Raw genomic sequence first — 13,391 nt, forward strand, 5'->3', positions numbered from 1 at the left:
ATCGGAATGAGAGGTGAATCACATGAGGATTCTGCATACGGCGGATTGGCATTTAGGAAAAACCCTTGAAGGCCGAAGCCGGCTTGATGAGCAAGCACAGTTTTTAGATGAGCTGTATCAAATCGTAAAAGACGAACACATTGATGTCATTGTCATGGCTGGAGACGCCTTTGATACAGTGAATCCGCCTGCTAGAGCAGAGCAGCTTTTTTATGAAAGTCTATCCGCCTTATCTGATAAAGGAAAACGTCAGGTCGTGGTCATCTCAGGCAACCATGATAATCCGGATCGACTATCCGCCGCATCTCCTTTAACAAATGATCAGGGGATTCATTTAATTGGATATCCGACAAATGATATCATCCGCGTCGATGTTCCTTCTTCGAGTGAACGTTTATCCATTGCAGCACTCGCCTATCCGTCTGAAGCGAGACTAAACGAGGTACTGGCTGAAACATTTGAAGAGAAAGTGCTTCGTGATCATTACAATTTAAAAATACAGCAAGCATTTCAACATTTAAGCACTCAATTTCAAGCCGATACGGTCAATATCGCAACGAGCCATATTTATGTGGCAGGAGGAAGTCAAACAGATTCAGAAAGACCGATTGAAGTAGGCGGTGCATATACCGTTGCGGCTGAAAGTCTGCCAGAAGCAGCCTGCTATGTGGCCCTTGGTCATTTGCACCGGCCGCAAACCATCAAGCGTGCCAAAACGATCGCCCGCTATTCCGGGTCACCTCTTGCTTACAGCTTTTCTGAATCAGGATATGCCAAATCAGTCACGATTGTTGAGGCAAAACCTAATGAAAAAGCAAGCTGGAAAGAAGTGTTGTTATCAAGCGGAAAACCACTTGTGAAATGGAAGGCGACAGAGGGACTAAGTCAAGTACACGAGTGGCTGGATGAAAAACGGGATCTTCAGGCATGGATTGATTTAGAGATTCATTTAACAGATCAGCTCTCCATAGAAGAGATCCATCAGCTCCGAAAGCAGCATAGCGGGTTTGTTCATATTAGACCAAAATTTAAAGAACTGCAGCAATTGGAAGAACAAAAGCAAGTTGAAAAGCTCTCGATCGAAGAGCGGTTCGTGAAATTTTATGAGCGCCAGACAGGCGGCGGACTTCCTGATGAAAAAACAGTTAAGCTGTTTTTGGAGCTCGCCAATGAAATGCAAGAGGAGGAAGCGACTTGAAGCCGATTACGCTAACCATTAAAGGACTTCATAGCTTCAGAGAAGAACAAACAATTGACTTTAGCTCATTATGTGATGCAGGTGTGTTTGGCATTTTTGGACCGACAGGAAGCGGAAAATCGTCCATATTAGACGCGATGACCCTGGCACTCTATGGCAAAGTGGAACGTGCGTTAAATAATACACATGGTATTTTGAACCAAGCGGAAGAGAAACTGTCAGTTTCCTTTACGTTCGCTTTGCAGAAGGAACACCATATTTCTTATAAAGTCGAACGTGCTTTTAAGCGGGCGGATGAAATGAAAGTCAGAACGACACTATGCCGTCTGATTGAAATTGGTGATACGCAGACAGTCCTTGCAGATAAAGCGAGTGAGGTCAATCGTAAAATAGAGGAATTACTCGGGTTAACCATCGATGATTTTACGCGTGCGGTTGTCTTGCCCCAAGGGAAGTTTGCAGAATTTCTTTCCTTAAAAGGAGCCGATAGACGACAAATGCTTCAGCGTTTGTTTAACCTGGAAAAGTATGGGGATCAGCTCGTCAAACGTTTGCGTGCAAAGGCGCAGAATCAGTATGGACAAAAAAATGAACTGCTTGCTGAGCTGAATGGTTTAGGTGAAGCTGGTCCAGAGGCGCTCGCAAAGGCAAAGGAAGCGGCAGAGCAGGCAAAGGCTATTTTTCATGAGAAAAAACAAGCGCGGGATGAGGCGTTCACTGCTTTTACAAAGGCGCAAACAATTTGGCAGTATCAAAAAGAACAAGAAGCTTATGAGACGGAACTAAACCATCTGAATCAACTGGCACCATCAATGGAAGAAAAAAAGGCCAAGCTTCATATTGCTGAGCAGGCAGAGGCATTAAAGCCCTATGCGGATGCATTAACAAAGGCTGAAAATCAGCTTTCTCAAGCATTAAAAGAGAAGCAGGAAGCAGAAAATCAGCTTCTGCATCAACGATCGATCTATGATCAAATGACGCAGAACTATGAGCAAGCCAGACAAAAGAAAATAGAAACTGAGCCGGAACTTCTCCAAAAGAAAGAGCAGCTGATTCAGCTAAAGGAAATTGAACGAAAAAAAGAGGCGGCTCTTCAGGAAAAGACGGCAATCGAACAGAGAAAAAATAATACAGCGCAGCAATTATTACAAAAAAAAGAAGAAGCAGACAATCTCCAATCATTGTTAGAACGTGCCCTGGCAAAACAAACACAGCTGAAGCGTGAGCTGGAGTCATTACAAGTCTCTGTAAAAGAACGGAAAAGTGTACAGGATGCTTTGCGTTTAAGCGAAAATGTTCAAAGAATACATCAAAGCATACACAAGGAAGAACAAAAGATGGAGGAGCTCAAAAAGCGATCATCACAGACCGTAGCAGCATTTGAAAAGCTTCAAAAACAGCAAAAAGACCATCATGAAAAAATAGACCAATCGTTTCAAGCGATTGAACAGCTCTATTTCTATGTATGTGAATTCGAACGGGCTTTTACAGAATGGAGTAAAAGAGAACAAAGTCAGAAGCTCGAAAAATTAAAACAGCGTGATGCTGTTAGGGCGGCGGAATTAAGAAAAGAATTAGCGGCAGAGCTTGTAGATGGTGAGCCATGTCCTGTTTGTGGATCGGTTCATCATGACCCAAAGGCATTGGAAAACAATGACCATGAAGAAACAGTGGCACAAATCGATGAAGTGATTCAACGGATGGACACAGAGCTTAATCGGGCAGAGGAATACACAAGAGACATGTATGCCGCCAAGCAGCTATTGGAAACGCACGCTAATCAATTAGTAAAACAATTTGCCTTTTTATCTCAGAAAGCTCCAGGTGCGGAAGTGGCAGCAGCAGTAGAAGCAGTGCAAAATCCGGAGTCCTTGCAGTATCTCATGCAAGAATGGAAAGGCTTGAAACAAGATATTCAAGAAGTTGATCGTAAACGAGCTCGTTTAATGGATGAAACACATGATCAAGCAGCAGAGATAAACAAGATAAAAGATCAAATGACATTTGAACAGCAGCGTATCGAAGAATTAGACGGGCTGATCAAGGAGCTTCAATCTGAGCTTTCAGAGCAAACATCTCAATTTGAACAGGCCTTCCCGCACTTTACATTGCATCAAGTACAAGAAATGCAAAAGCAGATAGATGCAAAGGACCAGCAAGTGGAAGGCTATAAAGAGCGGATTGAGAAAAGTATTTCATTTTTGGAAGAAAAACAGCAGGCAAAAGAACAGCTGCAAACAGCCATATACGATGTGGAGAAGGAACTTGATAAACTAGCGCATCAGCTGGAAAGTCAGGAAAAGCTCATTCATCAATATGAAACAGATTTAGGGCGGTATCCATTAAAAGCTGTCTCCATTTCTGAAGAACTGATCGAGGTTGAACACACGCTTGTTCGTCTGAATGAAATGGAACAGCAATCGTACAAGCAATTACAGCATGCGCAGGAGCTCTTTAGTCAAGCACAAAGCCATTTTTCAAGCAGTGAGCGTCAGCTTCAAGAGGCTGAACGAAGAAAACAAGAAGCACGAGCAGCATGGGATAAAGAATCGGAGTCTTCTCCTTTTGATAAGCCTCAAGAGATTGAATCTGCTTTGCTGAATCAGGCAGTACGTCAATCAGTTAAACAAGAAATTGATGAATTTGAGGATAAAAGAAAGCAATGTGCCGCAAACTTAAAGCGAATTTCTGAACTGCTGAAAGATGAGTCACTAGATGAAGAGCAGTGGACTGATATTCAACTGAGGAAAGAAGCGGCAGAAAAGGCATTAGAAGAAGCAACAGTGATGAGCGGCTCTGCTTATGAACATCTGCGTGTGATGGAAGAAAATCACCAGCGATTTGCAAGTATTCATGAACGCTTAGCGGAGCTGCAGCAAGAAATTGATCGGCTTGATAAGCTGCAAACTGTGTTTAAAGGAAATACATTTGTTGAGTTCTTAGCAGAAGAACAGCTGGAAAGTGTCAGTCGTGATGCATCTGCCCGTCTTGGTATTTTGACAAGACAAAGGTATGCGATTGAGGTGGATTCAGAAGGCGGCTTTGTCATGCGCGATGATGCGAATGGCGGTGTCAGACGTCCAGTGTCCAGCTTGTCCGGCGGGGAAACCTTCCTGACGTCGCTTGCGCTTGCACTAGCTCTTTCAGCGCAGATTCAGCTGAGAGGTGAGTTTCCGCTGCAATTCTTTTTCCTTGATGAAGGCTTTGGTACCCTTGATCAAGACTTGCTTGATACGGTCATTACCGCATTAGAGAAATTACAATCCCAAAACTTAGCTGTTGGTGTCATCAGCCATGTGGAAGAATTGAAAATGCGGCTGCCGAAGAAACTGATTGTCCATCCAGCAGATCCAAGCGGGAAAGGGACAACAGTCTCAATGGAATTAATGTAAATATTGAGGTGATGACACGGTGGCAAAGCAAACAATTGGATTATGTGAGCTGTGCGGAAGACAAGATGTCCTGCTCACAGAACATCACTTAACGCCAAGAGAAGAGGGTGGTGCTTTTTTACCGACTGCCTTCTTGTGCATCCCTTGTCATAAACAAGTACATGCCCTTTTTACAAACCAGGAGCTTGCCGCACGTTTGAACACAATTGATGCACTGAGGCAGGATGAAAAGCTTGCTTCGTACATCAAATGGATTCGGAAACAGCCGGCAAGCAAGCTGGTTAAAACAAAAAAATCGAGACAGCGCAGAAAGAAATAAGCATAAAAAAGCGCTCCTCTATTTGAAATGGGTGTAGAGGAGCTGCTTCATGCATTGCCTACCATATTCTGATCGTTTAAGTCAGGATCCACATAGTTGGTGGCGCTAATGCCATTATTTAATATCAAGAAATCTCCGGTATTCCCCGCTCCAGAGCCTAAAGCAGATTTTGACGAACTTTTAGGCGACAGGTAGAATGAGTCACCGACGTTTACGACGCCTCCAGAAATAGAGTTAATGTAAATGGGTCCGACAATTGCTGGCATAATCGACATCCTTTATTCGAAGTCATATCACCATCATATGCGCAGGTAGGTCCATTTGTGAGTTTTGCGGACTTTCATCATTGCTAAATAGCTCCCTAATATGCTTCACTCGCGCAACGCCATTCATTCGACAAGTAGAGCCGATTTGATAGACAGAGGACGATGATACCCCTTCTACATGGATGGAAGACACTTTAATCACAGGCTTTTCATGGTAAAAGGCTGTTCTCACTGATCGTTCTGGCAGCATCAATGGAATAGGCTCATAATACACTTCAAATTCTTTCGCATCTAAATTTTCTGCTTCATAGCCATAAAACAAACTAATGGTTCGTTGAACAGCTAACACCTTGACTTTCGGGCATAGCTCCTGAGTATCACCGATTTGAACCACACTCGAAATCCCGACAGAATTCACCTTTGAGAACTTCACTTGAGATGTGCGCTTGATCATTATCGAGGTGCTAGAGGAACAAACGGGCCAATAATCAGAGATTCTGGCGGTGTATCGAAAATTGAGGATAATTGTACATGATCTGTGTCCCCGATGATAAATAAGGAAGAAGACGATACCCCGACTACTTTAATGCTTCCGGTCTCAATGTTGCGGTTGACAACTGTGAAATTCATCCGTTTTCCTCTCCTTTCGTTTCACTTGGAATATGGGCTAAAAAGTGCTCAATCGCCCGCTTTACATCATGCTTCACATATTCAGCAATTTGCTCTGAACGCTGCAACGGTGTCATATCTTCCCGGTGTGGTAACTGTCCCGCATAGTATTTGATCCTGCTGTCAATTTGCTTGCGAATGTCCTCAATGATATGGTGTTTGTTGCTTTCATCGAGGGATCCTTCATATCGCTGTTCTAGTTCTTCAAGAAGTTCTGGAGCTTCTTCATTTAAAAATGCATCGACAAGCTGCCGTGTTTGATTGAAAAATTGATCAGCCATTTCTTGCTGCATCATTCCAATTCCCGGGGTTGTTGTTTGGCCCACTTCAAAGTTTTGAACACTGTTTGGATCAGATGGGTTGAGGCCGATATTCAGCGTCCCTTCCAGCCGTTCGATTTTCAGTTGATCAAATTGATAATCAATCCGTTCTATATTCGTTGTCGGTTTATCTTTGATCATTTGTATTTCCTGCTGAAGCTCGTTAAGCCTTTTTTCAAGCATCATGATTTGTTGCGATTGTTTTTGAATGATGCCATATACTTGTGAAGCGTTGCTCTGATAATCATACATTTACCTACACCTCCGGGGATTGCAGATGACTTAAGTTGTTGGTGACTGAAGCGGTACAAAAGGTGCTGTGCTTGCGCCTTGAGATTCTTCAATTCCTTGTGTACCTGCTGCGGCAGGCGCTGCTTCTACGTAGCTTCCCGTGTTATACAGGTTGGAAAGGGCTTTGATGGATCCAGCACTCCCGATTTGCAGAACAGAGGAGTTACTCACAGACTCCACACGTAAATAATTAATTTGTATCGCTTGATTAATATAGAAGTTCAACGGATCCTCACTCCTTACAAGTTACCAACAAGCGGTTGATCTATGACATCACTGTCGTACGTATTTGTCACACTTTTGTAGTTGCTAATTTGCAATTGATCACCTGTATTAAAACTGCCTGCGCCAGCAAACGTTTTAACCTGACTATTTGGAGAAATGGTGATACAGTCTCCAACATGAACGACTCCGCTCGTTCCGACGGCATTTACTTTAAAGGCTCCCACAATAGCCGGCATAGCGGTGCACATCCTTTATAAAATTAGGGCACTTTGTTTTGGGCGTTTCACCATAGCTTATGATGGGTCTTTTAATGTGTGATTGTCTTTTTGAAAGCTTTTCATGAGAGGAATTAGATGTATGGCTTACCCTTTTTTTGAGCAATCTTTAGAGGTGGATTTGATGCCTTTATTTAAGAGCATGTCAAGCTCTTGACTGCATCTGATGGTTTCTTCGGCATTCATCCCGAATTTTTTTGCAGTCTCAATCAAATGTAATCTTTTTTGTTCAATTTCATAATTGATCATAACGGACGCCAACTCTCACATTTTTTATCAAATAGAAGGATATGGTTAGTATACCCTATTTTTCTATAAAAAAAGCTGTTTCGTCAATATGAGTAATAAAGTGACAAAATTCGAAAGAGTTCTTACGTGCCAAATTTCTCTTTTCTGATCTCAGCCTGTAAATAACGTCGTCTTTTGTTGATATACTGCCGGATTAAGTCTCGTTCAGATGGCAGGATGTCTTTTCGATCTTTCGTATATGGATCATCTCCAATTCGGTCCACAATCGATTCATGCCATTTCTCTATGATTGGACAGAGCCGGTCTTCTACAAAATGTGTATCGAGTACATGCTGGAAAAGTGTGTAATAGGCCTCTTTAAACGAAGGGATATCTAGTAATCTAGCAGTTAATGTATTAAAGCCGTTTAATGGGATGTAATCAAACGCCATTTCTTCACCATGAATGTCACGACCCCATGTTGCATCATAATCCCAAGGAAGTACTTGAAACCGTCCTTGTTCATTCACATAAAGAGCGTAGTTATGAACAAAACCATCAAAGTTTTGTGTGCATACCACACCGATGAGCCAGCGAAAATATTGTGTTACATCTAGGTATTGTTCAATTTTTTCTGCAAAAGTGTCATCTCTTGCTGTGTTGAGAAAGTAAATAAATTCGCTCAACTGCTGATCATGTTGAGACGTCCCCGTTTTTTTCTCGTATCCGAGAAGAAGGTGCTTTTTTGGCTTTTTATCAAAAGAACTCAAAAGGGAGAAGTTCGCGTCGTCATCAACCGCATAATAAATGCCGCCTCCTGAAAGCTGCCGTTTTTGAAGAAAGAACTCATCGACGGATTCTATTTTCAAATAAATGCCTTCTTTTCTTCCGTTTATGGTGAGAAACACATGAGAAGCGGCTGGACTAAGCACCCCCATCTGCTCAAAGAAATAAAAAGATAGTCTGTTTCGGATAAACGAAGGGTCATTGTACTCTGCATTTAAATGAAAGATGGATTCGCCTTGTCTTTGTTTTGGCTTTCGATATTCAATTTGATAGGACTTTTTCTTAAGCTTTCTAATGTGTGAACCGCGGTATGAAGCATAAATATGTGATTTGATTTGGCCTGTTTTCAGAATAGCTTCAACAGGTTCATCGTTCCAAATATCTTTTTTTAGTTCAATCAGGTCCTTTGGATGAATCCACATATCAAGTTGTTTTAAAGGTTCCGTGTTCATACGTTCATCAGCCTCCTATATGCTCTTCTTTACAATATGAAAGTGAAGGAATGTCCTGTACCGGCTGGTAGGTATTCATGGAGTTTTAAAGGAAAGAGGCATTCGTCACGAACACTTGTCTACCGAGTCTCGTAACATAAAGCAGAGAAGATAAACAGCTTTGTCTGTTTGTTTTGTCGCAGCATAGACTGGGAGGGGAATTGTTCGTGAGTACATTTGATCATTCACACATTGAACATGCAGTGGCTTCACTTCGAAGTGAGGGACGTGATCATCACTTAGATCGTGAACCAGAATCGAGACGTTCGCATAAGTCAGCTCGTTCTCGTCATTCAAATCGCGGTCATTGGTTCTTTGGTGGTGGACGCCGTAAATCACGCCGCAGTAAAAAAAGCTACAGAAGCTATCGTTCAAAGAAAAGTTATCGCTCTAAGAAAAGCTATCGTTCGAAGAAAAGCATGAAGAGTAAAAAGTCATATAAAAGCAAGAAATCTTACAGAAGCAAAAAGAGCGAACCGAAAAAGTCATGTCGCAGCAAACACAGATCGCATCATAAGAAGAGCTGCCGCAAGTCACACCGCAGCAAACACAGATCGCATCATAAGAAGAGCTGCCGCAAATCACATCGCAGCAAACACAGATCACATCATAAGAAAAGCTGCCGTAAATCACATCGCAGCAAGCACAGATCACATCATAAGAAGAGCCGCAAGTCACGCCGTAGCCATCGATCTAAACGTTCTCATCACCATAAACGCAGCCGATCTTGCCATAGATGTAGAAAGAAAAAGCATCGTTCTCAAAGAACAGGAAATGTTGAGCGTAAATGGGACCAAGGAAATATGTGGGAATACCGCCGTTTCCGCTAGGCATTCAATCATCATTTTTGAAACCCTTTTTAAAAGAGAGTATGATAAAAAAGGGTTTTTTTTATTTCATAGAGAAATAAAATGAGACATCATAACTTAGCGAAATGAAGATTGTGAGGGGAAGACATGAAGTTTTTTACAGGTGAGATACATAGCAGCATGTTTATTGGGGTAGTCATTGATGATGAATGGGTGATGGACGTCAAAAAGGCAGAAGCCAAATTATTTGAGCTTGAGACTCTGCCAAACTCTTTATCTGAGTGCATCAAAATGGGGGACAAGTTTGTAGAACATGTGGGGCAGCTTCTTGATTGGGCTGAGAAAAAAGAAGAAGACCGCGGCTCTTATGTATATCCGCTTTCGGACGTGAAACTCCATGCCCCGATTCCAAAGCCGTCTAAAAACATCATGTGTGTCGGAAAGAATTATCAAGATCATGTTATGGAAATGGGAAGTGCGGCGGATATTCCTAAAGACGTGATGATTTTTACAAAGGCACCTACTTCTGTCATTGGACACGAAGATGAGATTCTTCTTCATGAAGATGTGACAAGTGAATTGGATTATGAAGGAGAGCTTGCTATCGTGATGGGCAAATCAGGGAAAAACATTGCTCCTGAAGAGGTCCGAGATTATATATTCGGTTACACCATTCTAAATGATGTGACGGCAAGAGATTTGCAGAAAAAACACAAACAATTTTTCATTGGCAAAAGCTTAGATACAACCTGCCCTATAGGACCTTATATCGTTCATAAATCAATGATCGAGGATCATGGTGCGCTCCATGTGGAAACAAAGGTAAACGGAGAGGTTCGTCAGTCTGCCAGTACGGAATTAATGATCTTCACAATTGAGAACATCGTCTCCACTCTTTCAAAAGGGATGACGCTAGAAGCAGGTGACATCATTGCAACAGGTACACCTTCTGGGGTAGGGAAGGGCTTTGAACCGCCTAAGTTTTTAGCTTCTGGAGATCGAATTGACATCACGATTGAACCGATTGGGACGCTGACAAATCACGTCAAATAAAGCACGTGATGACACAGGATTGTCGCTTTGTGTTCGACTTATTTCGTGGTACGATGAGAAGGTACTTGTTCTGATAAAGGGGGAAATCACAAATGGGAACACATTTACATATCACAGCATGGGTGCTGGGGATTATTTTATTCTTCGTAGCCTTTGCTCTAGCAGGTAAAAACGACAAAGGCGCTAAAATTGTGCACATGATCGTTCGCTTATTCTACTTGATCATTATCGCAACAGGCGTAGAGCTGTATGTTCGCACAGGAATGAAAATTCCAGGTTTCGGGGGCGAGTATATCGGAAAAATGATTCTCGGTATCCTAGTGATCGGTTTCATGGAAATGGTCCTAGTGCGCAAGAAAAAAGGAAAATCGGTGACTGGTGTGTTGATTGGTTTTATCGTATTTGCGATTGTGACCATTCTTCTCGGTTTACGTCTGCCGATCGGTTTCCATATCTTTTAATATAAAAAGGACATTGCTTATACGAAGCAGTGTCCTTTTTATGTGGCATCAAATTGTGAAACGATCCGTTGTCCATCTGAAGTGGTCCATTCAAAACGAATGTGACTGGAGGCAGGGTCATGGTGACATTGAAGTGCAAGTGATTGCGTATCTGCCGAAAACTGAAAGAAAGAGACGCGCTGCAATGAATGAAAGGAAGAGAAGACACAATCATAGACGGAAAAACCAAGCTGCTCTACCTGCTCAAGGATGTGATCAAAGACGTTCTCCGGTACGAACAAGAGAAGATCGAGCCAGCCTTTGGCAAGGGACGCCGTATATTGAATTTTTTCTCCTCCTTGTACTTCTATTAGCTGCCCGTTTTCATGAAGAACCATGGAACCAAGCAATTCTCCTTTTGTCCATCGGTCATTTTCCTTCAAACAGATCATTGTGCTTTGAAGACTTTCTGGCAGCATGATCTCTCCTTCTTCATCTTCAATCAAACAATGCCCGTTTTCAATGAGCAAATACCCGTTACACCATCTTCTGCTACAGCGTTCAAGCTGCTTCATTCGATTCTCCATTTGCAAAAGCTCCTTTCCTCTTTCTTTTCTTACCAAATCAAGCCTGTCCTATACGCCGGGAAAAAAGGACAAATCAACTATCAAGGAGACGATGCATAAACTAAGAAAGGCTGAATGAGAACACTTGAGGAAAAACGGATGGGAGCTGATGATGATGTGTGGAATTACAGGCTGGGCAGACTTTAAAAAGCAGCTCATCCAACAGGATCATGTAATCAATCAAATGACAGATACATTATCTAAAAGAGGGCCAGATGATACAAATACGTGGAAAAGTGAGCATGTTCTTTTCGGACATAAAAGGTTAGCGGTGGTAGATGTAGAAGGCGGAAAGCAGCCGATGACATATACACATCAAAACCATGCTTATACGATTGTATACAATGGAGAGCTCTATAACACGGAGGATATAAGAAAAGAATTGTTAAAAAGGGGGCACCGCTTTCTTGGGCATTCTGATACAGAAGTTCTTCTTCATGCCTATACAGAATGGAAGGAAGAGTGTGTCTCCCATTTTAATGGCATTTTTGCATTTGTGATCTGGGATAGTGAGCGTGAATTGTTATTTGCAGGGAGAGACCGGCTCGGCGTCAAGCCATTTTTCTATACAGAACGTCATCATTCCTTCTTATTTGGTTCAGAGATTAAAGCACTTCTTGCTCACCCTGATATCAAAGCAAAAGTCGATCATGAAGGGCTGTCGGAGATCTTTGGCTTAGGGCCGTCAAGAACACCAGGCCAAGGAGTGTTTAAAGGGGTAAAAGAACTGAGACCTGCACATGCCTTGACCTTTTCAAAAGACGGCCTGCGCGTGTGGAGATACTGGAATGTCAAAAGCAAGGAGCATACTGACTCACTTGATGACACCGCACAGCACATTAAGCATCTCTTTACAGATGCCGTGACAAGACAGCTTGTCTCTGATGTGCCTGTATGTACATTTTTATCTGGCGGCGTCGATTCTAGTGCCATTACTGCCATTGCCGCTAAGCACTTTGAGAAAATAGGGAAAGCACCGCTTCATACGTATTCCATTGACTACGAAGAAAATGATCAATTCTTTGAAGCAAGTCAATTCCAGCCGAATGCTGATGGCCCGTGGATTAATCAAATGACCAAAGCATTTCAAACGAATCATCACAACTGTATCATCGGTCAAAAAGAGCTGGCTGCGTATTTGAAGGAAGCGGTTGAGGTTCGAGATTTACCAGGGATGGCAGATATCGATTCTTCTTTACTTATATTCTGCCGAGAAATTAAAAAGGATTTCGTTGTCGGTTTGTCAGGTGAGTGTGCTGATGAGATTTTTGGCGGCTATCCTTGGTTTCACATGGCAAATGAAACAAATAGTTTCCCTTGGATGAGATCGACAGAAGCAAGAACGCAGCTCCTGCAAGACTCTTGGCAAAAAAAGCTGTCACTTAAGGAATATGCGCAAAGCAAATATGAAGAAACGGTTGCAGAAACGCCTCTTTTAGATGGAGAAACTGGAGTCGATAAAGCCCGGAGAGAACTTTTTTACTTAAATATGATCTGGTTTATGACAACACTGCTTGATCGAAAAGATCGAATGAGTATGGGTGCTAGTCTTGAGGTACGTGTGCCATTTGCAGATCATCGCCTTGTCGAATATGTGTGGAATATTCCTTGGGAAATGAAAATGCATGGAAATCGTGAAAAAGGGGTTTTACGAAAAGCATTAGAGGGAATTTTACCGAATGAAGTGCTTTATCGAAAGAAGAGTCCTTACCCGAAAACACATCATCCAGCCTATACTCAGGCTGTGAAAGAGATGCTGACAAACTGTCTCGCACAAAAAGATTCTGTACTTCACGAATTTTTAGATCCACATCAATTAAAGCAGCTGATTGAAACGGAAGGAGCTTCCTTTCATGTGCCTTGGTATGGCCAGCTCATGAAGGGCCCACAGTTGATTGCCCATCTAGCACAGATTCATCATTGGTTTGAAACGTATCGAATTGATATAGAAGCGTAATAGAGGGTCGGCTTTCTTGCATTTGTTGAAAGGAAGCCGGCTTTTT

16 protein-coding genes are annotated in these 13,391 nt (G+C 42.3%); 7 read left to right on the forward strand and 9 right to left on the reverse strand.

The genetic code is table 11. The features are described 5' to 3' along the window. Positions 1–22: 22 nt before the first annotated feature. The 3 genes from sbcD to QR42_RS05175 are packed head-to-tail and all read left to right on the forward strand — an operon-like array spanning position 23 to position 4,909. Positions 23–1,198, forward strand: a complete 1,176-nt coding sequence (sbcD, locus tag QR42_RS05165; RefSeq protein WP_039177655.1) for an exonuclease subunit SbcD — start codon at positions 23–25, stop codon at positions 1,196–1,198. Then, positions 1,195–4,590, forward strand: coding sequence for an AAA family ATPase (locus tag QR42_RS05170; protein WP_039177657.1), 3,396 nt, complete (start codon positions 1,195–1,197; stop codon positions 4,588–4,590). The genes sbcD and QR42_RS05170 overlap by 4 nt, the downstream gene beginning before the upstream one ends. A 19-nt stretch (positions 4,591–4,609) precedes the next feature. Beyond that, positions 4,610–4,909 carry an HNH endonuclease family protein gene (locus QR42_RS05175; protein WP_039177660.1) on the forward strand — a complete coding sequence of 100 codons (300 nt, stop codon included), beginning with the start codon at positions 4,610–4,612 and terminating at the stop codon, positions 4,907–4,909. A 47-nt stretch (positions 4,910–4,956) separates the two neighbouring features. On the opposite strand, the gene QR42_RS05180 is transcribed toward QR42_RS05175, so the two are convergent. The 8 genes from QR42_RS05180 to QR42_RS05215 all read right to left on the reverse strand — a co-directional run bounded on the left by QR42_RS05180 (position 4,957) and on the right by QR42_RS05215 (position 8,421). Continuing rightward, positions 4,957–5,175 (reverse strand): spore germination protein, encoded by a 219-nt coding sequence (locus QR42_RS05180; RefSeq protein WP_003211468.1) that lies wholly within the window; start codon positions 5,173–5,175, stop codon positions 4,957–4,959. Positions 5,176–5,197: 22 nt separating this feature from the next. After that, positions 5,198–5,629, reverse strand: a complete 432-nt coding sequence (locus QR42_RS05185; protein WP_024425504.1) for a spore germination protein GerPE — start codon at positions 5,627–5,629, stop codon at positions 5,198–5,200. Further along, positions 5,629–5,805 (reverse strand): germination protein GerPD, encoded by a 177-nt coding sequence (locus QR42_RS05190; RefSeq protein WP_003210893.1) that lies wholly within the window; start codon positions 5,803–5,805, stop codon positions 5,629–5,631. The genes QR42_RS05185 and QR42_RS05190 overlap by 1 nt, the downstream gene beginning before the upstream one ends. Next, a complete protein-coding gene (locus tag QR42_RS05195) occupies positions 5,802–6,416 on the reverse strand; it encodes a spore germination protein GerPC (RefSeq protein ID WP_039177664.1) in 615 nt (204 codons plus the stop codon). Before QR42_RS05195 ends, QR42_RS05190 begins: the two co-directional genes overlap by 4 nt. Positions 6,417–6,446: 30 nt before the next feature. After that, on the reverse strand, positions 6,447–6,680 hold the full coding sequence (locus tag QR42_RS05200) for a spore germination protein GerPB (RefSeq protein ID WP_003210877.1): 234 nt from the start codon (positions 6,678–6,680) through the stop codon (positions 6,447–6,449). 14 nt (positions 6,681–6,694) lie between these two features. Next, positions 6,695–6,916, reverse strand: coding sequence for a spore germination protein (locus QR42_RS05205; protein ID WP_024425506.1), 222 nt, complete (start codon positions 6,914–6,916; stop codon positions 6,695–6,697). Between the two features lie 126 nt (positions 6,917–7,042). After that, positions 7,043–7,204, reverse strand: coding sequence for an aspartyl-phosphate phosphatase Spo0E family protein (locus QR42_RS05210; protein ID WP_039177669.1), 162 nt, complete (start codon positions 7,202–7,204; stop codon positions 7,043–7,045). 122 nt (positions 7,205–7,326) lie between these two features. Further along, positions 7,327–8,421: a CotH kinase family protein gene (locus QR42_RS05215; protein ID WP_039177672.1), complete on the reverse strand. Its 1,095-nt coding sequence runs from the start codon at positions 8,419–8,421 to the stop codon at positions 7,327–7,329. 206 nt (positions 8,422–8,627) lie between these two features. On the opposite strand from QR42_RS05215, the gene cotG reads away from it, so the two are divergent. From cotG to QR42_RS05225, 3 genes are all read left to right on the forward strand, one after another. Then, complete coding sequence (cotG, locus tag QR42_RS19775) at positions 8,628–9,290, forward strand: CotG/ExsB N-terminal domain-containing protein (RefSeq protein ID WP_084096367.1); 663 nt, start codon at positions 8,628–8,630, stop codon at positions 9,288–9,290. A gap of 126 nt (positions 9,291–9,416) precedes the next feature. Then, positions 9,417–10,322 carry a fumarylacetoacetate hydrolase family protein gene (locus QR42_RS05220; protein ID WP_039177674.1) on the forward strand — a complete coding sequence of 302 codons (906 nt, stop codon included), beginning with the start codon at positions 9,417–9,419 and terminating at the stop codon, positions 10,320–10,322. A 92-nt stretch (positions 10,323–10,414) separates the two neighbouring features. Beyond that, positions 10,415–10,783 carry a YisL family protein gene (locus QR42_RS05225; RefSeq protein ID WP_034282135.1) on the forward strand — a complete coding sequence of 123 codons (369 nt, stop codon included), beginning with the start codon at positions 10,415–10,417 and terminating at the stop codon, positions 10,781–10,783. Positions 10,784–10,821: 38 nt separating this feature from the next. On the opposite strand, the gene QR42_RS05230 is transcribed toward QR42_RS05225, so the two are convergent. Further along, entirely contained in the window at positions 10,822–11,349 is a 528-nt protein-coding gene (locus tag QR42_RS05230; RefSeq protein WP_039177677.1) for a DUF2777 family protein, read from the reverse strand. Between the two features lie 154 nt (positions 11,350–11,503). Here QR42_RS05230 and asnB point away from each other — a divergent pair, with 154 nt between their 5' ends. Further along, positions 11,504–13,345, forward strand: a complete 1,842-nt coding sequence (gene asnB, locus QR42_RS05235; protein WP_039177680.1) for an asparagine synthase (glutamine-hydrolyzing) — start codon at positions 11,504–11,506, stop codon at positions 13,343–13,345. Positions 13,346–13,391 lie beyond the last annotated feature (46 nt).

It is taken from the genome of Bacillus sp. WP8, assembly GCF_000800825.1.
Lineage (GTDB): Bacteria > Bacillota > Bacilli > Bacillales > Bacillaceae > Bacillus > Bacillus safensis.

Bases quoted from the DNA above. Each gene is read 5' to 3' on its own strand.
- QR42_RS05220 (WP_039177674.1), top strand. From the start codon at position 9,417: ATGAAGTTTTTTACAGGTGAGATACATAGCAGCATGTTTATTGGGGTA.
- sbcD (WP_039177655.1), top strand. From the start codon at position 23: ATGAGGATTCTGCATACGGCGGATTGGCATTTAGGAAAAACCCTTGAA.
- QR42_RS05230 (WP_039177677.1), bottom strand. From the start codon at position 11,349: ATGGAGAATCGAATGAAGCAGCTTGAACGCTGTAGCAGAAGATGGTGT.
- QR42_RS05180 (WP_003211468.1), bottom strand. From the start codon at position 5,175: ATGCCAGCAATTGTCGGACCCATTTACATTAACTCTATTTCTGGAGGC.
- asnB (WP_039177680.1), top strand. From the start codon at position 11,504: ATGTGTGGAATTACAGGCTGGGCAGACTTTAAAAAGCAGCTCATCCAA.
- QR42_RS05190 (WP_003210893.1), bottom strand. From the start codon at position 5,805: ATGAATTTCACAGTTGTCAACCGCAACATTGAGACCGGAAGCATTAAA.
- QR42_RS05210 (WP_039177669.1), bottom strand. From the start codon at position 7,204: ATGATCAATTATGAAATTGAACAAAAAAGATTACATTTGATTGAGACT.
- QR42_RS05195 (WP_039177664.1), bottom strand. From the start codon at position 6,416: ATGTATGATTATCAGAGCAACGCTTCACAAGTATATGGCATCATTCAA.
- QR42_RS05205 (WP_024425506.1), bottom strand. From the start codon at position 6,916: ATGCCGGCTATTGTGGGAGCCTTTAAAGTAAATGCCGTCGGAACGAGC.
- QR42_RS05185 (WP_024425504.1), bottom strand. From the start codon at position 5,629: ATGATCAAGCGCACATCTCAAGTGAAGTTCTCAAAGGTGAATTCTGTC.
- QR42_RS05215 (WP_039177672.1), bottom strand. From the start codon at position 8,421: ATGAACACGGAACCTTTAAAACAACTTGATATGTGGATTCATCCAAAG.
- QR42_RS05225 (WP_034282135.1), top strand. From the start codon at position 10,415: ATGGGAACACATTTACATATCACAGCATGGGTGCTGGGGATTATTTTA.